This window comes from Nonomuraea dietziae, assembly GCF_014195505.1.
Classification (GTDB): Bacteria; Actinomycetota; Actinomycetes; order Streptosporangiales; family Streptosporangiaceae; genus Nonomuraea; species Nonomuraea roseola.
In genome coordinates, this window is record NZ_JACIBV010000001.1 from 2,016,190 (window position 1) to 2,036,648 (window position 20,459).

General features: G+C 69.8%; 20 protein-coding genes and 1 riboswitch. Of the genes, 15 read left to right on the top strand and 5 right to left on the bottom strand.

The window, feature by feature from the left end; all coding sequences use genetic code 11:
* Position 1 precedes the first annotated feature (1 nt).
* Complete coding sequence (locus tag FHR33_RS09775; protein WP_183645638.1) at positions 2-1,324, bottom strand: cation:dicarboxylate symporter family transporter; 1,323 nt, start codon at positions 1,322-1,324, stop codon at positions 2-4.
* A 103-nt stretch (positions 1,325-1,427) separates the two neighbouring features.
* Between FHR33_RS09775 and FHR33_RS09780 the strand changes: the two genes are divergently transcribed.
* The 6 genes from FHR33_RS09780 to FHR33_RS09805 all read left to right on the top strand — a co-directional run bounded on the left by FHR33_RS09780 (position 1,428) and on the right by FHR33_RS09805 (position 8,480).
* The gene (locus FHR33_RS09780) at positions 1,428-3,011 is read left to right on the top strand and encodes an ATP-binding protein (protein WP_312895443.1); all 1,584 of its coding nucleotides are present in this window, start codon (positions 1,428-1,430) and stop codon (positions 3,009-3,011) included.
* The gene (locus tag FHR33_RS09785; RefSeq protein WP_183645639.1) at positions 3,008-3,667 is read left to right on the top strand and encodes a response regulator; all 660 of its coding nucleotides are present in this window, start codon (positions 3,008-3,010) and stop codon (positions 3,665-3,667) included. The genes FHR33_RS09780 and FHR33_RS09785 overlap by 4 nt, the downstream gene beginning before the upstream one ends.
* A gap of 82 nt (positions 3,668-3,749) precedes the next feature.
* Positions 3,750-5,798: an N-acetylneuraminate synthase family protein gene (locus tag FHR33_RS09790; protein WP_246451720.1), complete on the top strand. Its 2,049-nt coding sequence runs from the start codon at positions 3,750-3,752 to the stop codon at positions 5,796-5,798.
* Positions 5,795-6,757: a glycosyltransferase family 2 protein gene (locus FHR33_RS09795; protein ID WP_183645641.1), complete on the top strand. Its 963-nt coding sequence runs from the start codon at positions 5,795-5,797 to the stop codon at positions 6,755-6,757. Before FHR33_RS09790 ends, FHR33_RS09795 begins: the two co-directional genes overlap by 4 nt.
* Complete coding sequence (locus FHR33_RS09800; RefSeq protein WP_183645642.1) at positions 6,754-8,031, top strand: alpha-2,8-polysialyltransferase family protein; 1,278 nt, start codon at positions 6,754-6,756, stop codon at positions 8,029-8,031. Before FHR33_RS09795 ends, FHR33_RS09800 begins: the two co-directional genes overlap by 4 nt.
* 80 nt (positions 8,032-8,111) lie before the next feature.
* The gene (locus tag FHR33_RS09805) at positions 8,112-8,480 is read left to right on the top strand and encodes a hypothetical protein (RefSeq protein WP_183645643.1); all 369 of its coding nucleotides are present in this window, start codon (positions 8,112-8,114) and stop codon (positions 8,478-8,480) included.
* Here FHR33_RS09805 and FHR33_RS09810 read toward each other — a convergent pair.
* The gene (locus FHR33_RS09810; protein WP_312895444.1) at positions 8,475-9,398 is read right to left on the bottom strand and encodes an RNA polymerase sigma-70 factor; all 924 of its coding nucleotides are present in this window, start codon (positions 9,396-9,398) and stop codon (positions 8,475-8,477) included. The two genes, FHR33_RS09805 and FHR33_RS09810, sit on opposite strands and share 6 nt — an antisense overlap.
* Positions 9,399-9,843: 445 nt before the next feature.
* On the opposite strand from FHR33_RS09810, the gene FHR33_RS09815 reads away from it, so the two are divergent.
* The 6 genes from FHR33_RS09815 (at position 9,844) to FHR33_RS09840 (ending at position 14,486) form a co-directional block, all read left to right on the top strand.
* Positions 9,844-10,437, top strand: coding sequence for an RICIN domain-containing protein (locus FHR33_RS09815; protein WP_183645645.1), 594 nt, complete (start codon positions 9,844-9,846; stop codon positions 10,435-10,437).
* A gap of 200 nt (positions 10,438-10,637) precedes the next feature.
* The gene (locus FHR33_RS09820) at positions 10,638-10,808 is read left to right on the top strand and encodes a hypothetical protein (protein ID WP_183645646.1); all 171 of its coding nucleotides are present in this window, start codon (positions 10,638-10,640) and stop codon (positions 10,806-10,808) included.
* Positions 10,809-10,847: 39 nt separating this feature from the next.
* A complete protein-coding gene (locus FHR33_RS09825; RefSeq protein ID WP_183645647.1) occupies positions 10,848-11,669 on the top strand; it encodes a pentapeptide repeat-containing protein in 822 nt (273 codons plus the stop codon).
* A gap of 122 nt (positions 11,670-11,791) precedes the next feature.
* The gene (locus FHR33_RS09830; RefSeq protein ID WP_183645648.1) at positions 11,792-12,547 is read left to right on the top strand and encodes an SDR family oxidoreductase; all 756 of its coding nucleotides are present in this window, start codon (positions 11,792-11,794) and stop codon (positions 12,545-12,547) included.
* A 38-nt stretch (positions 12,548-12,585) separates the two neighbouring features.
* The gene (locus FHR33_RS09835) at positions 12,586-13,008 is read left to right on the top strand and encodes a cupin domain-containing protein (RefSeq protein ID WP_183645649.1); all 423 of its coding nucleotides are present in this window, start codon (positions 12,586-12,588) and stop codon (positions 13,006-13,008) included.
* A gap of 866 nt (positions 13,009-13,874) precedes the next feature.
* On the top strand, positions 13,875-14,486 hold the full coding sequence (locus tag FHR33_RS09840; protein WP_183645650.1) for a hypothetical protein: 612 nt from the start codon (positions 13,875-13,877) through the stop codon (positions 14,484-14,486).
* A gap of 317 nt (positions 14,487-14,803) precedes the next feature.
* On the opposite strand, the gene FHR33_RS09845 is transcribed toward FHR33_RS09840, so the two are convergent.
* Both FHR33_RS09845 and FHR33_RS09850 read right to left on the bottom strand, forming a co-directional pair.
* Positions 14,804-15,973, bottom strand: a complete 1,170-nt coding sequence (locus tag FHR33_RS09845) for a DUF6716 putative glycosyltransferase (RefSeq protein WP_183645651.1) — start codon at positions 15,971-15,973, stop codon at positions 14,804-14,806.
* Positions 15,970-16,938: a hypothetical protein gene (locus FHR33_RS09850; RefSeq protein ID WP_312895445.1), complete on the bottom strand. Its 969-nt coding sequence runs from the start codon at positions 16,936-16,938 to the stop codon at positions 15,970-15,972. The genes FHR33_RS09845 and FHR33_RS09850 overlap by 4 nt, the downstream gene beginning before the upstream one ends.
* A 69-nt stretch (positions 16,939-17,007) precedes the next feature.
* Here FHR33_RS09850 and FHR33_RS09855 point away from each other — a divergent pair, with 69 nt between their 5' ends.
* Together FHR33_RS09855 and FHR33_RS09860 are read left to right on the top strand one after the other, a co-directional pair.
* Positions 17,008-17,832, top strand: coding sequence for an aldo/keto reductase (locus FHR33_RS09855; RefSeq protein WP_183645653.1), 825 nt, complete (start codon positions 17,008-17,010; stop codon positions 17,830-17,832).
* 84 nt (positions 17,833-17,916) lie between these two features.
* Positions 17,917-18,876, top strand: a complete 960-nt coding sequence (locus FHR33_RS09860) for a Gfo/Idh/MocA family protein (protein WP_183645654.1) — start codon at positions 17,917-17,919, stop codon at positions 18,874-18,876.
* On the opposite strand, the gene FHR33_RS09865 is transcribed toward FHR33_RS09860, so the two are convergent.
* Positions 18,857-19,318 carry a tetratricopeptide repeat protein gene (locus FHR33_RS09865; RefSeq protein WP_183645655.1) on the bottom strand — a complete coding sequence of 154 codons (462 nt, stop codon included), beginning with the start codon at positions 19,316-19,318 and terminating at the stop codon, positions 18,857-18,859. The genes FHR33_RS09860 and FHR33_RS09865 overlap by 20 nt on opposite strands.
* A gap of 135 nt (positions 19,319-19,453) precedes the next feature.
* A riboswitch (cyclic di-AMP (ydaO/yuaA leader) is annotated at positions 19,454-19,588 on the top strand.
* Positions 19,589-19,605: 17 nt separating this feature from the next.
* Between FHR33_RS09865 and FHR33_RS09870 the strand changes: the two genes are divergently transcribed.
* A complete protein-coding gene (locus FHR33_RS09870) occupies positions 19,606-20,313 on the top strand; it encodes a CHAP domain-containing protein (RefSeq protein ID WP_183645656.1) in 708 nt (235 codons plus the stop codon).
* Positions 20,314-20,459: the final 146 nt, after the last annotated feature.

The following is a 20,459-nucleotide window of genomic DNA, read 5'->3' on the forward strand; positions in this document are numbered from 1 at the left end:
CTCAGACGCCCGACATCTCGACGTCCTTGGCGGGCGGCTGCTGTTCCTCGTCGAGGAGCGTGGCCTCGTCGAAGGGCAGCCTGCCCGCCAGCACCTCGCCGGCCCGCGCCCTGTCGAACTCGCCCGTCCAGGTGCCCACCAGCACGGTGGCCACCGCGTTGCCCGCGAAGTTGGTCAGCGCGCGGGCCTCGGACATGAACCTGTCGATGCCGACGATGAGGCCGACGCCGTCCACCAGGTCGGGCCTGTGCGACTGCAGGCCGCCCGCGAGCGTGGCGAGGCCCGCCCCCGTCACACCCGCCGCGCCCTTCGACGCGATGATCATGAAGAGCAGCAGCGAGACCTGCTCGCCGACCGCCAGCGGCGCCCCCGTGGCCGAGGCGACGAAGAGCGTGGCCATGGTCAGGTAGATCGCGGTGCCGTCGAGGTTGAAGGAGTATCCGGTCGGCACCGTGATGCCCACCACCGGCTTGGAGACGCCGAGGTGCTCCATCTTGGCGATGAGCCTGGGCAGCGCGGACTCCGACGAGGACGTGGAGAGGATCAGCAGGAACTCCCTGCCGAGGTAGCGCAGCAGCGACCAGAGCCCGACCCTGGCCACCAGCCACAGCAGGGGGCCGAGCACCAGGCCGACGAAGAGCGCGCAGGTGGCGTAGAAGCCGACCATGATGACCGCCAGCGACTCCAGCGCCTTGATGCCCGTCGACCCCACGACCGCGGCGATGGCCCCGAACGCGCCGACGGGCGCCGCCCACATGATCATGGCGAGGATGCGGAAGACCAGCCGCTGGATGTGCTCGACGCCCCTCAGGATCGGCGCGCCCCTGCTTCCCATCGCCTGCAGCGCGAAGCCGGCCAGGAGCGCGACGAGCAGCGTCTGCAGGACCTGGCCCTCGGTGAAGGCCGACACCAGCGTGGTGGGGATGATGCCGAGCAGGAAGTCGACGGTGGAGGACTCCCCGCCCTTGGCCGCCTCGGCCACCGCCGCCTGCCTGGCCGCGTCGGTCAGGTGGAGCCCCGCGCCCGGGTCGAGCAGATTGCCGACCACCAGGCCGATGGCCAGCGCTACCGTCGACATGACCAGGAAGTAGCCGAGCGCCAGCCCGCCCACCCTGCCGACCTTGGCCGCCTTGGTGACCGAGCCGACGCCCAGCACGATGGTGCAGAAGATGATCGGGCTGATCATCATCTTGATCAGCGCGACGAAGGCGGTGCCGAGCGGTTTCAGCTCCTTGCCGAGCTCGGGAGCGGCGAAGCCGACGGCGACTCCGGCCACGACAGCCAGGATCACCGCCAGGTACAGGTACCGGGTGCGGTCACGCATAGGGGCTCCTCGCAGATTGAGTCACTTGTCGTGCGACTATGCGTCTGTGAGTGACCCAGGTCACCATTGCGTAAGTTTCGTTCACAGGAGAGGGGAGGCGTCTGTGCGTGACTGGAGCCTGGCCAAACAGATGCTGGTCCTCCAACTGGCCGTCGTGGTGGTGACGCTGGCGGGGGCGGTCACGCTCACGCTGGTGCAGACGCGCGACCTGCTCGTCGAGGAGGCCGAGGGCAGGGCGCTGGCCGTGGCGGAGAGCGTGGCGGTCTCACCCGACGTGCTGTCCGCCCTGGCGGCCCCCGACCCCTCGGCACGGCTGCAGCCGTACGCCGAGCGGGTCCGCGCCGCCACGGGCGTCGACTTCGTCACCATCATGGACACCGCTGGACGGCGCTACACCCACCCCAACCCGTCGCAGATCGGCGGCCTGTTCCTCGGCCACATCGACCGCGCGCTGCTGGGCGAGACGTTCACCGAGACCTACACCGGCACGCTCGGCCCCTCCACCCGCGCCGTGGTCCCCGTGAAGGACCCTGGCGGGGGCGTCCGCGCCCTGGTCAGCGCGGGCATCACGGTCGAGAGGATCGACGCGAGGCTGCGCGAGCAGATCGCGTGGGCGGCGCTGGTCGGGGGCGTGGGCCTCGGGGTGGGTGCGGGCGGCACGTGGCTGGTGGGGGCCAGGCTGCGCCGCCAGACGCACGGCCTCGGTCCGGTGGAGCTGGGACGCATCCACGAGCACCACGACGCCATCCTGCACGCGGTCAGGGAGGGGCTGCTCCTGGTCGCCAGGGACGGCACGCTGACGCTGTGCAACGACGGCGCGCGCACCCTGCTCGGCCTGCCGTCCGACGCCGAGGGCCGCGACGTGCGCGACCTGGGCATCGCCGACCTGGTCCTGCCCCTCCCCCTTGAGACCGGCGAGCCGTCGTCTCCACCCGCCCCATCCGGGGGAAGCGCACCGACGTCGCCGGTCGCGCCAGGCGGGGAAGGCGAGCCCACGTCCGTGCGGGAGCGGGTCCACCTCGTCGGCGAGCGCGTCCTGGTCGTCGACGTCGCGCCCAGCCGCCTCGGCGCCGTCGTCACCCTGCGCGACCGCACCGAGTTGCAGGCCCTCACCGGCCAGCTCGACGCCGAGCGCGGGTTCGCCGACTCCCTCAGGGCCGCCGCGCACGAGGCTGCCAACCGGCTGCACACCGTGATCACCCTGGTCGAGCTCGGCAGGACCGAGCAGGCCGTCGCCTTCGGAACGGCCGAGCTCAGGGCCGCCCAGGAGCTGACCGACAGGGTGATGGGCGCGGTGCGCGAGCCCGTCCTGGCCGCCCTGCTGCTCGGCAAGTCGGCCGAGGCCGCCGAGCGCGGCACCGAGCTGGTCATCGCCCCCGACAGCGAGCTCGACGATCTGAACCTCGACTCCCGAAGGGTGGTGACGATCGTGGGCAACCTCATCGACAACGCGATCGAGGCGGCGAGCAGGGTGGAGGTGCACCTGAGGGCCGACGCGGACACCTTCGTGATCAGGGTGTCCGACGACGGGCCCGGCCTGCCCGACCCCGCGGCCTTCGGCAAGGGCTGGACCTCCAAGGGCGACGGCAGAGGGCTCGGCCTGGCCCTGGTCGGGCAGGCGGTGCGGCAGCTCGGCGGCACGATCGAGGTGGCGGGCTCGGTCTTCACGGTGAGGCTGCCGCTGTGATCAGGGTGCTGGTCGTCGAGGACGAGGAGGTCACCGCCGAGGCCAACCGCCTGTTCGTGGAGCGGGTGGAGGGTTTCACGGTGGCGGGCGTGGCCAGGTCGGGCGGGGAGGCGCTGCGCTTCCTCCGCAGGAGCGAGGTCGACCTGATCCTGCTCGACCTCTACCTGCCCGACATGCACGGGCTCGAGGTGTGCAGGGCCGTCAGGGCGGCTGGGCTGGCCTGCGACGTGATCGTGGTGACCTCGGCCCGCGATCTGGCCGTGGTGCGCAACGCGGTGTCGCTGGGCGTGGCGCAGTACCTGCTCAAGCCGTTCACGTTCGCGACGCTGAGGGAGAAGCTGCTCCGCTACGCGGACTTCAGGGCCAGCGAGGGCGAGGTGACGGGGCAGGGTGACGTCGACAGGGCGCTGGCCACGCTCAGGGGTCACTCCTCGCTGCCGAAGGGGATGACGCAGGACACCCTCGACGCGGTCTGCGCCGAGTTGCGCAGGTCGCCGATGAGCGCGCAGGCCGTGGGCGCGGCGATCGGGGTGTCGCGGGTGACCGCGCGGCGCTACCTGGAGCACCTGGTGGACACGGGAAGCGCGGACCGGGTGCCGCAGTACGGCGGCGTGGGCCGTCCCGAGCTGCTCTACCGGATCCGCACGCAACGTTAACAGGGAGTTCAGCTCCGATCCCCGGCCCGGTCGGATGGTGTGACTAGCTTCCATGGCACCTCAAGCAATTCAAGGAGCCACGTTGCGAGTCCTCGCCGTCATTCCCGCCCGCGGAGGTTCGGCGGGCATTCCCCTGAAGAACCTCGCCCAGGTGGGCGGCGTTCCGCTGGTCGCGCGCGCCGTGAAGGCGGCCCAGCGCGCCGAGCTGATCGACCAGGTCGTGGTCAGCACCGACCACGCGGGGATCGCGCAGGCCGCCCGCGAGGCGGGCGCCACGGTCGTCGAGCGGCCGGCCGAGCTGTCGGGCGCCTCCGCCTCCAGCGAGAGCGCGCTGCTGCACGCCCTCGACGCCCTCGCGGTCGAGCCCGAGGTCGTCGTGCTCGTGCAGTGCACCAGCGCCTTCATCGACCCCGCCGACCTGTCGGAGGCTGTGCGCAAGGTGCTCGAGGGCGAGGCCGACGCGGTGCTGTCCGGCGTGTCCAACCACGCCTTCCTCTGGACGCCCGAGGGCGAGGGGGTCAACCACGACCGCTCCAGCCGGCAGATGCGGCAGGACCGCGCGCCCGAGTTCCGCGAGACGGGCGCCTTCTACGTCATGAGGACGCAGGGCCTGCGCGAGCACGGTCACCGCTTCTTCGGCGACGTCACCGTCCAGCAGGTGCCCACGCGTCACGCGATCGAGATCGACGACCCCGAGGACCTGGAGATCGTGAGAGCGCTCGCGCCGCTGGTCGACCTGCCCGAGCCGATCGACGTCGACGCGGTCATCACCGACTTCGACGGCGTGCACACCGACGACCGCGCCTACGTCGACTCGGACGGCCGGGAGATGGTGCTGGTCAGCCGCTCCGACGGCATGGGCGTCTCGCTGCTTCGCCGCTCGGGGGTGAAGCTGCTGGTGATGTCCACCGAGCACAACCCCGTCGTGGCCGCCCGCGCCCGCAAGCTGGGCGTTCCCGTGCTGCAGGGCCTCGCCGAGAAGCGGACCGTGCTGCGCGACTGGCTGACCATCGAGGGTCTCGACCCCGCCCGCGTGGCGTACGTGGGCAACGACGTCAACGACCTGGGCCCGATGTCGCTGGTCGGCTGGCCGATCGCGGTGCCCGACGCGCACCCCCGCGTGCGGGCGGCGGCGCGGGTCGTGCTCACCAGGCAGGGCGGCGACGGCGCCGTCAGGGAGCTGTGCGAGAGGGTGCTGGCGGCCAGGCCCGAGCTTCCCGAGCCCACCGCCCCCAAGGCCGCGCTCAGGCTCGGCGTCCCCAAGCCCGTCGCGATCGGCGACGTGCTGGTCGGCGACGGCCAGCCCGTCTACGTGATCGGCGAGATCGGCATCAACCACAACGGCGACCTGGACCTGGCTCGCAGGCTCATCGACGTGGCGGCCGACGCCGGATGCCAGGCGGTGAAGTTCCAGAAGCGCACGCCGGAGATCTGCGTGCCTCTCGAGCAGCGCTCGCAGATCAGGCAGACGCCATGGGGCGAGATGACCTACCTGGAGTACAAGGAGCGCACCGAGTTCGGCCGCGACGAGTACACCCAGATCGCCAAGTACTGCGACGAGCGGGGCCTGCACTGGTTCGCCTCGCCGTGGGACGTGCCGTCGGTGGAGTTCCTCGAGGAGATGGACGTCCTCGTCCACAAGATCGCCTCGGCCAGCGTCGCCGACCACGAGCTGCTGCGCGCCCTGGCCTCGACCGGCAAGCCGCTCATCCTGTCGACCGGCATGTCCACGCTGAGCGAGATCGACCAGGCCGTCGAGATCCTCGGCACCGACAAGCTGATCATGATGCACGCCACCTCCACCTACCCGCTGCCGCCGGAGGAGGCCAACCTGCGCGCCATCACCACCCTCAAGGAGCGGTACGGCGTGCCGGTCGGCTACTCGGGTCACGAGCGCGGGCTGCAGATCTCGCTGGCCGCCGTCACGCTCGGCGCGGTCACCGTCGAGCGGCACATCACGCTCGACCGCACGATGTGGGGCTCCGACCACGCCGCCTCCCTGGAGCCCGCGGGTCTGGAGCACCTGGTGCGCGACATCAGGATCATCGAGCAGGCCATGGGCGACGGCGTCAAGCGTGTCTTCCCCGGTGAGGAGGCGCCGAAGGCCAGGCTCCGCAGGGTCACGGTGTGATCACACTCTCGGTCGTCGTCCCCGTCCGCGACGGCGAGCGCTTCATCTCCGACGCGCTCGCCTCGCTGGCCCGCAACGCCAGGCGCGACTTCGAGTTCATCGTGGTGGACGACGGCTCGGTGGACGACACCGCCGCGATCGTCGCCGAGTCGGAGGTGCCCGGGCTCTCGCTGGCGCGCAATCCCACGCCCGTGGGCCTGGCCGACGCGCGCAACACCGGGCTGAAGCTGGCCTCCGGCACCTATGTCACGTTCATGGACGGGGACGACTGGCTCGCCCCCGGCTACCTGTCCGGGCTCGTCGCCGCGATCGACGGGCTCGGCTGCGACTTCGTCCGTACCGACCACGTGCAGGTCGAGGGACGTAAGCGGGTGGTGCACCGGGCCCCTGAGGCGCGCAGGGGCCTGGTGCTCAACCCGCGGGAGACGATCCTGCCCGCCGATGTCAGGACGATGGTCGACTACCCCTACGCGTGGGCGGGGATCTACCGCCGCACGCTGGGTGACCTGCTGCGCTTCCCCGGCTCGCTGCACACGGCCGAGGACAGGCCGTGGATCTGGCGGCTGCACAGGAAGGCCGCCTCGTTCGCGGTGGTGTCGATGGCCGGCCTGTTCTACCGGCGGGGCGTGCAGGGGTCGCTCACACAGATCGGCGACGAACGGCAGCTGCACTTCTTCGACGCCTTCGACCTCGTCTTCGAGGACCTGGAGCCGGAGTTCATGCCCAAGGCGGTGCGCAACTTCTGCGCGCTGTTGGCCCACCATCTGGAGCTCGCCGAGCGGTTCACCCCCGAACTGCGGCGGCGGTTCGAGGCACGGGGCGCGGCGATGGTGCGGGCGCTGCCCGCCGACCTGGTCGCCGCGGCCGTGCCGCGCATGTCGGTCGAGCGCGAGCAGGCGCTGCGCGCCCTGCTCCCTGAGATCCCCGCCGGCGCGCGGGTGCGGAGGGAGGAAGCGTGACGCGGGTCTTCTACGCCTCGACGCTCTTCGGGGCGATGTCCCTTGCGGCGGCGATCGACGCGGGGCGCTTCGGCGAGGGCGGGCGCAGGGTGCTGGTCGTCTCCACCAACACCTTGGTCCCCGAGGTGTCCACGCCGCTGGACCAGACGCCCGGCTTCGCCGCGCTGCGCTCCCGCTTCGACGGGGTGCGCTCGTGGAACGAGCTGATCGCGCCGCTGCATCCCTCGGACTGGAAGGCGCGCGTCATCGAGGTGCCGATGATCAGCAGACTGGTCTCCGAGGCGCTGGGCCTGGACCGGGTCGAGGAGCTGGTCGTCGAGTCCATCGCGGTGCCGCCCGCGCGGACCATCGCGGGGCTCGTGCGCGACTGCCCGATCACCGTCTACTCCGACGGGCTGATGAGCTACGGGCCCACCCGCGACCCGCTGCCCGCCGAGATCTTCCGCCGCGTCACCCGCCTGCTCCACCTCGACCTGGTGCCGGGGCTGACGCCCCTGCTGCTGTCCGAGCACGGCGTGCGGCCCGAGCTCATCGACTCCGACGCCTTCCTCGAGGTGGTCAACCAGGTGGCGGTGACCGCGCCCGACATGCTGGCGGGCGAGGCGGTCATCCTCGGGCAGTACCTGTCGTCGCTCGACATCGTCACGCCCGAGCAGGAGCACGAGCTGCACGAGGCGATGCTGCGCGCCCTGGTCGCGAGGGGACACAGGAGCGTGGTGTTCAAGCCGCACCCGGCGGCCGGCAGCCGTCACACGCGGCTGCTGCGGGCCAGCGCGCAGGAGCTGGGTGTGCGGCTGGTCGTCGCGGGCGAGAGCGTGCCCGCCGAGGTGGTCTTCTCGGCGCTGCGTCCCGAGCTGGTCGTGGGGTGCTTCTCGACGGGGCTGGTCACCGCCTCGCGCTACTTCGGGCTGCGGGTCGCCTCGTACGGCACTCCGCTGGTGCTGGAGCGGCTCACGCCGTACGAGAACAGCAACAGGATCCCCGCCACGATCATCGACGCGCTGCTGCCCAGGCTGTCGCAGGCGGGCGAGCTGGAGACGCCGCCCGCTGTGGAGATCTCCGAGCTGGCGGGCGCGGTGGGCTACTGCATGCAGAGCGAGGCCTATCCGGAGCTGCGCCCCGTCGCCGAGGCCTACCTGTCCGAGCACGGCACGGAGCGCTACTTCAAGAGGCAGCGTCTGGGCGCGCTCGGCCTGGCACCGGGCGGGCGGGCGGCCGGGGACGCCGGCGCCCTCGCACGCCTGCGCCGCCGCCTGGCCCGCTCTCTCAGCTGACTCCTGTAACAGGAGGCGGCAGCCGCACATCCACCCTCTTGTGACTCTTTCTCAGCCAAGAAGGACGGCGAGGGCGCTCCATGTACGTGAGAATCGCCCTCGTCCAGGCTTTCCTGGCGGCCACCATCGGCATCATCCCCGCGCCAGGCCCGGGAGCCGCCGCCGAGCGGCCAGGCGCGGGCGGAACCGACGGCGTGACCCTGCTCACCGGCGACAAGGTCGTGGTCACCGGCAAGATGTCTCGCGTGCGACCCGGCCCGGGCAGGCAGGTGGGCTTCACGAAGCAGGTCGTGGACGGTCACCTGTACTTGGCGCGGCAGCCCCGCCCTCGGCCATCCTGGGCGGGACCTGCGCGCGCAGGCGAGCCATGCGCCGGGCGGCGTGGTGGGCCGCCTGCCTCGGCGGAGTGGGCGAACCCCACGGACGGCGCGGGCGGTGCGGGATCATGAGCCCTGCGCGGGTCGCGGCGCGTCAGGCGGAATGGACACCGCGGTGAGCTTGGCCGGGTTCATCATCCACAGCACCTGGTCGATGCCCTGCTCCGAGGCGTTGACCGTGAGGACGGCGAACGCCTGTCCGTCGCGGCTGAGCAGGGCGGAGGTCTGGCCGTTCATGCTCGCCCAGCCCACGTCGACTCCGGACCAGAAGTGGCCCGCGAACGCCTTGACGTACTTGGCGACCCGCGACGCGCCCGCCACGGGGAAACGAGAGGCACGCACGGCGCCGCCACCGTCGGAGTAGCTGGTCACGTCCGCGGCGAAGAGCTCCTCCAGCGCGGTCAGGTCGCCGGAGCGGGCCGCGGCGACGAAGGCGGTCAGCAGCCTGCGTTGTTCGGCTCCTGTCACGGGCGCGCGACGCTCGACGAGAACGCGCCTGCGGGCCCTGCTGACCAGCTGGCGGACCGCCGCCTCGTTGAGCTGGACGATGTCGGCGATCTGCCGGTAGGGGTAGTCGAACGCCTCCCGCAGCACGTACGCCGCTCGTTCGGTGGGCGAGAGCCGCTCCAGGAGCAGCAGCACCGCGAACTCCAGGGCCTCGCCTCGCTCGGCGCCGAGGTAGGGGTCCGCGCCGGTGTCGACCGGTTCGGGCAGCCACGGGCCGAGATAGGTCTCGCGCCGGACACGGGCGGACTGGGCGGCGTTGATGGCCAGCCGCGTGGTCGTCGTCGCCAGGAACGCGGCCGGGCTGTCCACCGTGGCGCGGTCGTACGCCTGCCAGCGCAGCCAGACGTCCTGCACCAGGTCCTCGGCTTCGGCCGCGCTGCCCAGCATGCGGTACGCGATTCCGAACAGGCGCGGCCGCACCCCGGTGAACACCGCTGTGGCCTGCTCGAGATCCTCAGGACCACCCGATTCGGCGTCCGTCACCGCCATCGCCCTCGCCCCCCACCTGGCCGCACGCCGTCGGCGACCCCATCCTTCCAGTCCCCACCCTGGACCTGTCACCTGCGTCTACCCCTCGAGCAGCAAGGACAGCCCAGCGGGGGTGACAGCCCCGGAAGATTCTCCTGCGGTGCGGCCGGAGGGTCACGTGGCGGACGGCGTTGCGACGTCCCGCGATCCCGGCGCGCCGAAGGCGCGCCCCACCATGCCGCTCCTCGCTAGTGTCATGCGCCTGAAATTTCGCGGGACATTGAACGATAATGTCATAAATTAGTCAGATCTCACCCAGTAGTCGTCTTGGTGAGATATTGAGTGAGCTTTGGCCCGTAGCGAGATGGTCTCCGATATACTGGCGATATCGAATTCCCGAATCTTGCCGGCCCCCCTTAGGCGGCGCATCCCTGCGACAAGAGCGACAGGGGGAATCGACATGTCGAAACCCAAGGCCTGCCTGAACGCGATCAGCGCATCGTTGGTGTTCATCGCTGGGTCACCTCCGGCGCTCGCGGACAGCCATCAACCCACCACCTGGATCACCAACAAGTGGAGGGGCTGGCCAATCATGGTCGACGAGCCTCGCGGATGCGCCTATAACATCGAGGATCCCAGCTGCGTCCTCGGCTCACGCATCCGGCTGAGCCGCAGCAACTACGACTCCTTCATCTTCGAGGACCTGCCGGGAGCAGGCGGAGCGAAGCAGATCAAATGGTTCGGCGCGAATAACACCTTCTGCCTGGATGTCGCGCGCGGTGATAGGACGAACGGCACGCCCGTAATCCTGTGGGGTTGCCATGGAGGCCCCAACCAGCAATGGCGGATCGAGTCGTTCTACAAGGGCCCCAATGAGGGCATCACACGTCTCGTAAGCGTCAGTAGCGGCAGGTGCTTCGACGTCCACAACCCCGCCTCCGTCGCCAGGGCCGTCCTGCCGCCCGATAACGCTCCCTTGCAGATCTGGGACTGCTTCCCGAACAAGTCATATGTCCATTGGCGTATCAACCAATCCTGGCAGTTCCAGTGGTAGGTGCTCCCAAGCGGACGCGGCGGGGACGCCGTGACGAGCGGCCCGACCTGGCCGGGCATCGCGGACGATGTGCGGCACGAGGCATTGCTGTGGCGGCAGCAGGACGCGCAGCAGAGGGTACTCGCGGAAGCCGGTCTTCAGGCTGGAGGCCGATCTCCTACGCGGCACACTCCGCGAGCTGGAGGCCGTGTGGTCGGGAGATGCTTGAGCCGGTGCAGGTGCGGCGCATCCTGGACGGGCTGACGCAGGAGGCGTGTCCGTCGACGTCGGATGCGCTGGAGCGGCTGGAGAAGCGGGCGCGTCAGCTCAGCGAGATCAGACAAGTGCCCGCGCTGCTGTTCGCGCCCGACCATCTGCCCCGAAGGACATAGGCCGAGGTTCGCGACGCTTCTCCACGCGCGAACCCCCACATGGAACACACTAAAGAGCTCGCGGTGGTCGGCGGCCTCGTCTTCACCGGTGCCGGACTCGTCTACACCGCACGCACACTGGAAACACTGGACGCCGTCGCGAAGGCCAGGTCACCCACCGCTACACCGAGGCGGTGGAGCAGCTGGCTCGTCCAGCGTCGACGTTCGCCTCGGCGGCATCCACGCGCTCGAGCGGCTGACCAAAGACTGGCCAAAAACTCGGCACGCGACCGGCCCACCATCATGGAGGTGCTGACTTCCTGCGTCATAATCCACGCCCACCCGCCGAAATCCCAGGTCGTCAGGGGCCAGGCACTGGTGGACGTAGCGGCTGCGATCAACGTGCTCACCTCGCTCGACCCAGCCGCCAAAGCCAAGCGCCGCCTCGACCTCACCGGCGTCGATCTTCACGGGCTGGAGCTGCTACCGAGGGCCTATCTCAACGGTGTGGACATGAGCGCGGCGAATGTGACGAGCACGAACCTGGTCGGCGCGGATTGGAGCGACGCGACCCTGAACGACGCGAAGCTGCTCTTCGCCCACCTGAAACAAGCGATCATGATCCGGGCGCAGCTTGCTGGCGCCGACTTGGGCACGTCGCCGAGCGCCGCTTGGAGAACGTTTCGCCCGCAGCCGCTCCGGGATCGCCCACGCCTGATGGGGTGCGTAGGTGGCGTCGAGGCGCGTCCTGGCCTCGTTCGGGTTGGCGGCTCTGTCCGCGTCGATGAGCGACTCGCCGCTGAGCCGGTCATGGACTTCGCGCCACCACCAGTCTCGTCGCAGGTCAGCGGGTGCGTTCGGGGCAGGGATCCCGGTCGTTGACGAGGGCTTCGTCCCCGGCCAGGAAAAGAATCTCGCGGCGGTTGTCACAAGACCGGGGGCTGCCCTGTCTTAGCTGGCGACCGGTCGGCGACACGTGCCCCGGCGGACAGAGAGGATTTGCCATGAAGATCGTGGTAGTCGGCGGAACCGGCCTGATCGGGTCGAAGCTCGTGACGAAGCTGGGCGAGCACGGTCACGAGGCCGTGGCGGCGTCGCCGAACACCGGGGTCGACACCCTTACCGGCGAAGGGCTGGAAGAGGTGCTGACGGGCGCGCAGGTGGTGATCGACGTGTCGAACTCGCCGTCCTTCGAGCCCGCCGCGGTGCTGGAGTTCTTCGAGACCTCCACCGGCAACCTGCTCGCGGCGGAGGCGGCGGCCGGCGTCGGTCACCACGTCGCGCTGTCGGTCGTGGGGACGGAGCGGATGCCTGAGAACGGCTACTTCCGGGCGAAGATCGCCCAGGAGCAGCTGATCGAGAAGTCGGGAAGGCCGTTCTCGCTCGTGCACGCGACCCAGTTCTTCGAGTTCGTCCGGGGCATCGCCGATGAGGCCACGGACGACGACAAGGTACGGATCGCGCCCGTGCGCTTCCAGCCCATCGCGGGCGACGACGTCGCGCGGGCGGTCGGCAGGGTCGCGGTGGGCTCACCGCTGAACGGCAGGGTCGAGGTCGCCGGGCCCGAGCAGTTCCGCATGGACGAGTTCTTCCGCGAGGCGCTGGCCGGTTGGAACGATCCGCGCGAGGTGGTCACCGACCCGCACGCGCTCTACTTCGGAAGCACGCCGGGCGAGCGGACGCTGGTTCCGGGTGACGGCGCCACCCTGGGCGAGATCCGCTACAGCGACTGGCCAGGCCGGAACGCGACAGGGAAGTAGCCCTGGCTGCTGCCCGTAGCTCACGAGAGGTGGTTCCCATGACTGACAGCAGTCCCAAGCCGCGATCGACCGCGTGGCAGACGGCGCTGACCGTGCTGCAGGAGGCCGAACCGCCGTTCATCCCTGCGGGTGCGCACGCCATGACCGTGGTCATCGAGTTTCCGCCCGGTGACCCCGGCACGCCGCCGCACCGGCACTCCGGGCCCGCGTTCGGCTTCGTCCTGGAGGGCGAGATGCTGCTGGAGGTGGAGGGCGAGCCGGAGCGGGTGGTACGCGCAGGGGAGGCGTTCTGGGAGCCGGGCGGCGACGTCATCCACTACCAGGACGGCAACAACCGCGACGACATCCCGCTCCGATTCACCGTCACCATGCTGTGCGAGCCTGGCAAGCCGATGCTCACGCTGGTGGACGAGGAGGAGCTCGCCCAGCGCAAGGACCGCCGCGCCCCGCGCCCGTCCTGAGCGTGGACCTCCTGAGCCCGTCATCGACCTGACCCCGGCACCACGCCAGACCAGCCAGGCGATGCTCGCCAGACATGGACGGACGTGTCGCGCCCGCCGGTTCGCCGCGGCCTGCGAGCTGGGGACACGGTGGCGCGGCAGCCGGGCCTGGCGGCAGACGCGATGGTCGTGAGCGATGGCGGCGGCGAACTACGTGCCGCCGTCCACACCCGACCCACGGCGCGAACGCGGCCGCCTGGATCGGGACGGCTTTCACCCTCGGCGGGGCCACCGGCCGAGCCCGCTCCGCCGATGGGGCCCTGAAGCTGGGCTCGCCGTGCGGGTGACGGTCGGTGTTGCGCACAACGTCTCGGCCTCACGCCGAGATTCCGGGCGACCTGAGCGTCTGGTCCAACCCGAAGGGGGGTGTCGGCGTGTCGGGGCTGTCTGGGGCCTCTGGGTGTCTGGAGTGCCCATTCTGGTCCGACTTGGCCCAAAGCGACCGTGTCCGCTATGAAATTCAGTGAATATCCCTTCATCGCCATGAATGGCCGCTTTCCTTCAGACGTCCAGGATCCGGCGTCAAAAGGTGTCACCATTCAAGGGGGAATCCCCCATATCGATAGATGACCCAATAGGGTCACCCATTTACCGGATCTTTCCCGGTACGGGGAATTCAACTCCGGCGTGGCGTTGTGGAGCGACTCGCGGTGACTGCAACCATTGTCCTGGTCCCAGCGCTCGCTCTGTGGGTAGGCACAGGCTGCATCACAGCTTGCGGACCAGTCGCGATCACGGTCGCATTCTGAAAGGAACGGTACATGTTCACGCCCACTCCTCGAACGAACTCCACAGCCATTCCAGCCCAGCCGAAGGCGCGTTACTCCATGACGAGAATGGTGATGCTCGCCACGGCCGGCTCCCTTTCTCTGGCATTGGTCACCCCCCTGTCCTCGGCGGCGAACGCGGCAAGCAGGGACGCAGGCGACGAGACGGCGGCCAGCGCCACCACGACCGCTACGGACAAGAGGCGGTGCAAGCCGCGCATCTTCTACAAGATTCACAAACTCTCGCCGAGAAACTTCTTCGTGCCCCGCACCCGCTTCATCGACGGTCCCGGCGGATCGATGACGGCGTCGATCGAGCGAGAGGCCGAAGTGCTCGCATACGTCGAGACCGGGAGCGAAAGGGAGAAGTCTGTCACCACCGAGGATGTGGTCCGCAGCCTGCGAAGGGCGGGAGTTCCCCACCTCGAGCAGCGGCACATGGTCCTCACCGGACACTCGTACACGCGAGAGGTCAGCAAGGGCATGTACGGCAACATGTGGTACCGCGTCTTCGGTTACCGCATCGGCTGGTCGTCATGGTCGGTGCTCGGTACGTGCCGCCACATCAAGGTCGCCAGCGGAATCGCCAACGTGCCCGCCAGGGTGGAAGGCTGGCACTACTGGGAGACCAAGCGCCCGCAGTACAAGGGTCGCGTGCTGTCCCCCAGGTAATGAGACGAAGTGCGACGCTGGCCGGATGAACGAACAGGCACGACCTTCAAAATCATAAGGTTCTTCACGCCGAATGATTGGAGAAGACCGTGCCTGTCCCTCTTGGCCGCGACATAGCCCTTCTCCTCATCGTCCACGGCGTTCACGCCGGGTGATCTGACGGACGTCGACAATACTCCGGCACAGATCAGCCGGTGGCGATCGCCTGAATCCTCATATGTTTTGCCGAGCGGAGGAGTGGCAGTGGCGTGAGCCGATGCTGCCCTCCTATCCGCGTCGGCGGCCTTTTGAAGGCGATCGCCGATTGCCGCCCAGCGTCAGGTGAGCGCTCTGATGTAGCGGCGGACGCGTCGCTTGGCCCGGTAGCCCGCCCTCAGCATCTTCGGCGGGATCTCCACGCGCAGGCGAGCCCTGCGGCGGGCGGCGACGTGCTCGGCTCCGTCGAGCAGGGAGCGCGCGGGCGTGCGAGGACCGATGACCAGGGCGGTGAGCAGCGCGACCCAGTCGCTGCCGCCCTGAGGGTGGAAGTAGTTCTGCGCGCACCACTCGGGCGAGGGTGTCATGAAGGCGCCGCGGGCCAGCTCGTCCAGCGTGCCGAGCACCCCGCTGCCCTCGAACACCAGGTTGATCATCTCGGCGTTCACCCCGAAGTCGGACAGCACCAGCAGCGGCACGTCCTGGGCGATCGCCTCCAGGGCCGCGGTGGAGCTGACCGTGACGAACCCCGCCGAGCTGGCCAGATGCTCGTGCATGGGGCCCGCGGCGAAGCGCACGGGCCCGGCCAGGCCGAGCTCGCGCCACAGCCGCTCGTAGTGGTGGCGCTCGTTGTGGGTCTGCCGCTCGTCCTCGAGCGCTCGCAGTTTCACCACGACGTCGAGGTCGGGGCGGGAGACGGCGAGCCTGTCGAGGGCGCGCAGGATCGACTCCCTGTCCTCGCGGCGCCTGGGCACCTTGGCCTGGGTGGCGAAGACCACCCTGTTCCCGCCCTCGACGGCGGGGACGTCACGCAGGAACGGCAGCCTGGCCAGGCCCACCGCCCCGCCCCCTCCGAGAGTGGCGGCCAGCTCGCCGAACTCGGCGACCTCGCGCCCGCTGTGCACGACGAACAGGTCGCAGCCGCTGCGGTAGAGCCACGCCTTCTCCGTCGCGGGCACCGAGATGCCGGGCAGCCCCGTGACGAACACCGGGCGCGGGCGCAGGCCGTCGAAGACCTCGGCGACCAGCACGTCCACGACAGGTCCTGTGCAGGCCACGAGGATCGCGTCGGGCCTCAGCCGCTCGGCGGCCCTCCGCAGTGCCCTGGCCGACAGCACGGGGACGGCGGAGGCGCGGGTGCCCGCGACGGCGGCGGCGATCTGCTCGGCCGAGGGGGTGATCGGGGTGCGCACGACCGCCAGCTCCGTCACGCAGTCGGGCGGCAGGTCGTCCAGCAGGCTGGCCGCCCACTTCAGGTAGGAGTCGGAGTCGGCCAGGGCCAGAACCTTCAACTGGGAGCTCCCGAGAACATCTGCAGGTGCGAACGGAGGGAAGGCGCCGCCCGGCTGGTCCACCAGTCGTCCGGCACGTGCACGGGCTCGACGGCGACCCCTCGCGGGCTGAGCAGCACCCGCAGCGAGCTGATCGCGGTCGAGGGAAGGCTCAGCACCCGCTGGCCGGCCGACAGCCCGCGCAGCGTCAGCTCGGCGGGCACCCCAGCGGCGTGGACGGTGACGCCTGGCCTCTCGCGGATCAGGGCCAGGTCGACGGGGTCCTCGCGGCGGTGCGGGAAGTAGGCGAACGGTTCGCGTTCGGCCAGCTCCCGCAGCCAGTGCAGGTAGCGCTCGCGGTGCACCAGGCCGTTCCTGACCAGGGAGGTGCCCAGCACGACGGTGCGCTCGGCCGGTCCGGGCACGCTTAGCGGCTGCTCGCGCAGCCAGCCGAAGTCGTGGCCGGTGAGCCCCACCCCCGCCTGCCGTACGGCCTCAGCCAGCTTGTCGGGCACGGGCAGGGCGGTGAAGACCGACAGCGAGCCGCGCCTGGCGGCCGCGCGCAGCCGCAGCGCCGCGAGCAGGCCCAGCGTGCCGCGCCACGCGCTGGGAGTGGCGCGGGCCCGCAGCAGCGGCTTGGCAGGTCCAGAGGACAGCAGTTCGAGCAGCCTGATCGTGGCCAGGCCGTCGTCGACGATCACGACGCGGCCGCTGCGTGAGGTGATCCAGCGCAGCTGCACCCTGCCGGAGAAGGCGTCGCCGACGGCGTTGAGCCTGCGCGGCATGCGCTCCTGCGGCTTGGCCAGCTCCAGCCCTTCGGGCAGGGCGAGCCCCACCAGCTCGCGCCTGGTCGCGGCGAGCGGACGCAGGCCCGCTCGCGGCACCACCAGCGTGCGGTCACCCAGCAGCCCGGCGTGGTGGGCCTCGACCGCGCACAGCATCTGTAGTGGCGACTCCACCCAGGCCACGGATTCCTGTTCTCTCACGACACGCGCCACGGTAGAACGCCCACCCGAAGCGTCAGCCAACTCAGAGTGAACAATGGAGAGATGAACATGAACTCACTGCTTCTCAACACCGACGGCGTTCAGATTCCGCAGCTCGGCTTCGGTGTGTGGCAGGTGCCGGACGACGAGGCCGAGCGGGCGGTGAGCACCGCCATAGCGGCCGGATACACCAGCATCGACACCGCCAAGCTCTACTTCAACGAGGAAGGGGTGGGGCGCGCGATCGCCAAGTCGGGCGTGCCGCGCGAGAAGCTGTTCATCACCACCAAGCTCTGGAACGACGAGCACGACAACGCCGAGGCGGCCTTCGAGACCAGCTTGGGCAAGCTCGGCCTCGACTACCTCGATCTCTACCTGATCCACTGGCCGGTGCCCTCGCAGGACAAGTACGTCCAGGCGTGGAAAACGCTCGAACGGCTCTACCGGGACGGCAGGATCCGCGCGATCGGTGTGTCGAACTTCACCGTCGAGACCCTCGAGCGGCTCATGAACGAGGCCGAGATCGTGCCCTCGATCAACCAGATCGAGCTGCACCCGCACTTCCAGCAGAAGGAGCTGCGCGCCTTCCACGAGGCCAACGGCATCCTCACCGAGGCGTGGAGCCCGCTGGGCCAGGGTAAGGGCCTGCTCGACGATCCGGGGCTGGCCAAGCTCGCGATGAAGCACGCCAAGTCGCCCGCCCAGGTCGTGCTGCGCTGGCACATCCAGCTCGGCAACGTGGTGATCCCCAAGTCCGTCACGCCCGAGCGGATCAGGGAGAACATCGACGTGTTCGATTTCACACTCGACGCCGAGGACATGGCCGCGATCGGCGCCATGAACACCGGCAGGCGCATCGGTCCTGACCCCGCCACCTTCGACTGGATGGGTTGAGCGTCCATGAGCGGGACGGCAGGCGCCCCGCCCGGCGTGAGCCGTCCCGCGATCCTTCATGATTGACCTCTGAAGGAGGCTCTCATGGCTGATCTGGCTTGGGGTATCGCGGCGACCGGTGGGATCGCCAGGACTGTCGGCGCGGTGATCGCCGCCGAGCCCGGGATGCGGGTGGCCGCGGTGGGCTCGCGCGACAGGGGCAGGGCGGCGCAGCTGGCCGCGACCCTGGGCGCGGAGTCGGCCTACGGCTCCTACGCAGAGTTGTGCGCCGATCCCGCGGTGGACGTGGTCTACGTGGCCACCCCGCACGCCCAGCACCTGGAGGTGGCCGAGGCGGCGATCGCGGCGGGCAAGGCCGTGCTGTGCGAGAAGCCGCTGGCGGCCTCGCTGGCCGACGCCGAGCGGATGGTGAAGCTGGCCAGGCAGGCGGGCGTCTTCCTCATGGAGGCCATGTGGATGCGCTTCAACCCGCTGATCAGGGGGTTGCTGACAGAGGAGCGGTTCGGGGCGCTGCGCACCGTCCAGGCCTCGTTCGGCTTCGTCCTGCCCTACCAGGAGGAGCACCGCCTCTGGAATCCCGTGCTGGGCGGTGGGGTCCTGCTCGACCTGGGCATCTACCCGTTCGGACTGGCGCAGTTGCTGCTCGGCGAGCCCGCTGAGACGCATCTCACAGGATCGCTCGCTCCTTCGGGCGTCGACGCCGAGGTGGGGGCGCTGTTGACCTACGAGGGCGGGGCTCGCGCGCTGCTCGACACCTCGCTCATCAGCCCGCTGGCCAACACCGCGACGGTGGTGGGCACGGGGCTGCGCGCCGACATCGCCGCGCCGTTCTGGGCGCCCCAGCGCATCACGCTGTCGGGCCCCGGGTTCGAGACCGAGGAGCACGTGCTCGACCCCGCCCTGAACGGCTACGCGGGCGAGATCCGCGAGGTGCGCGAGGCCCTGGCGGAGGGCAGGACGGAGAGCGCGATCATGCCGCTGGACGAGAGCCTGGCGATGATGCGCATGCTGGAGGAGGCCAGGGTCAGGCTGGGTGCTCGCTGAGCGCCTCGAGGTTGGCGCGGGCCCTCGTGGCCGCCTCCTCATGGCCGGAGCCGACGGCCATCAGGTAGTGGCCGCGGGCCCTGGCGTGGTGGCCCGCCCGGTCCTCCATCAGCCCGAGGTTGAACATCGCCCGGGGGGCGGCCTCCGGGTGGCCACTTTCCACCGCCTTTGCGTACCATTGGCGAGCGGCTTCGGCGTTGCCACAGCCCTCCTCGAGGACCCCGAGGTTGAACATCGCCCGGGGGGTGGCGGCCCTGCCGTACCAGTGCCGGGCCTCGTCGATCCGACCGTCCTCATCCTCGATGAGGGCGAGGTTGAAGGCCGCTCTGCGGGCGGCCTCCTGGTGCCCTGACTCGATGGCCAGGAGATACCATCTTCGAGCTTCGCGTGGACGGCGTCCGTCCTCCTGCAGGCCGTGGTTGAACAGGTCCTGGGGCGACATGACCTGACCGTAGATGATCGCGCGACCTTTATCAATTTGTATCCAACTTGCCTCATGTATTACCTTGGGGTCACTCCAGGCATAAACCGGACGAACCGGACATTGCCTGACATTGCAAAACACTCACAGGTCCTATGCCTGTGACCGCTGAATCCGCACCATGCGGAACCGGGGACCCAATCCTTCTGGGGTGAATCGGCACACCGTGCCGTAGGGCAGCTTCACGCCCGAACCCGTCAGCTAACCCGGTAAGCGGCATGAAGCTGAGCAAGGAGACTCCCCTTTTCATGGCCAAGCACCGTCGTAGCCGTGCCCCCAAGATGACCTACGCCCACGCCGCCCTCGGCGCCGCGGTTCTCGCAGGCACTCTTGTTCCCACGCAGGCCGCCCAGGCCGACACCGCTCCCGCCCCCCAGGACAAGTCCCACGTGGCCGCCATGGCCGCGAAGACCGACGGCAAGCAGGCCGCCGTCAAGCAGCAGCAGCGCGTCCCCGCCATGCCGACCGCCAGCACCGTCCTGGCCGAGGCGAAGAAGCAGATCGGCGTCAAGGAGAACTCCTCCGGCGGCGGCACCAAGTTCCAGCAGTGGTACGTCAACTCCCAGCGCGCCAGGGAGACCGTCGCCCGTGACGGCGGCAGCCCCCGTGCGTACGCCAACGCCGCGTGGTGCGCGATGTTCGTCTCCTGGGTCGGTGAGATGACCGGCGCCCGTCCCCAGGTCGGCTGGGACGCCTACACCGTCGCCCACGCCAAGTGGTTCAAGAGCAACGAGCGCTGGGGCACCACTCCCAAGCCCGGCGCGGTCGTCTTCTTCTCCTGGAGCGGCAGCAAGAGCATCAGCTCCATCAACCACGTCGGTTTCGTGGAGAAGGACAACGGCAACGGCACGATCACCACGATCGAGGGCAACACCGGAAACGGCGCCGTCGAGCAGCGTGTCCGTCCGAAGTCGCAGGTCGTCGGGTACGGCTACCCGCAGTACTCGGGCGCGTAGTCCCCGCGCGATTCCCCTGCCCCGGTCTCCGGGTGCGCCTGCCGGTCTCCTGACCGGCGGATGACACCCGGGGGACCGGGGCGGATCGCGTTCCGGGCGACGATCCCTCGACGCCCGTCCACGGGCCCCGCGTCGACCTCTCACCC

Coding starts and splice junctions, on each gene's coding strand:
- FHR33_RS09775 (WP_183645638.1), bottom strand. CDS start 1,324: ATGCGTGACCGCACCCGGTACCTGTACCTGGCGGTGATCCTGGCTGTC.
- FHR33_RS09805 (WP_183645643.1), top strand. CDS start 8,112: ATGTACGTGAGAATCGCCCTCGTCCAGGCTTTCCTGGCGGCCACCATC.
- FHR33_RS09815 (WP_183645645.1), top strand. CDS start 9,844: ATGTCGAAACCCAAGGCCTGCCTGAACGCGATCAGCGCATCGTTGGTG.
- FHR33_RS09820 (WP_183645646.1), top strand. CDS start 10,638: ATGCTTGAGCCGGTGCAGGTGCGGCGCATCCTGGACGGGCTGACGCAG.
- FHR33_RS09825 (WP_183645647.1), top strand. CDS start 10,848: ATGGAACACACTAAAGAGCTCGCGGTGGTCGGCGGCCTCGTCTTCACC.
- FHR33_RS09830 (WP_183645648.1), top strand. CDS start 11,792: ATGAAGATCGTGGTAGTCGGCGGAACCGGCCTGATCGGGTCGAAGCTC.
- FHR33_RS09835 (WP_183645649.1), top strand. CDS start 12,586: ATGACTGACAGCAGTCCCAAGCCGCGATCGACCGCGTGGCAGACGGCG.
- FHR33_RS09840 (WP_183645650.1), top strand. CDS start 13,875: ATGACGAGAATGGTGATGCTCGCCACGGCCGGCTCCCTTTCTCTGGCA.
- FHR33_RS09855 (WP_183645653.1), top strand. CDS start 17,008: ATGAACTCACTGCTTCTCAACACCGACGGCGTTCAGATTCCGCAGCTC.
- FHR33_RS09860 (WP_183645654.1), top strand. CDS start 17,917: ATGGCTGATCTGGCTTGGGGTATCGCGGCGACCGGTGGGATCGCCAGG.
- FHR33_RS09865 (WP_183645655.1), bottom strand. CDS start 19,318: ATGTCGCCCCAGGACCTGTTCAACCACGGCCTGCAGGAGGACGGACGC.
- FHR33_RS09870 (WP_183645656.1), top strand. CDS start 19,606: ATGGCCAAGCACCGTCGTAGCCGTGCCCCCAAGATGACCTACGCCCAC.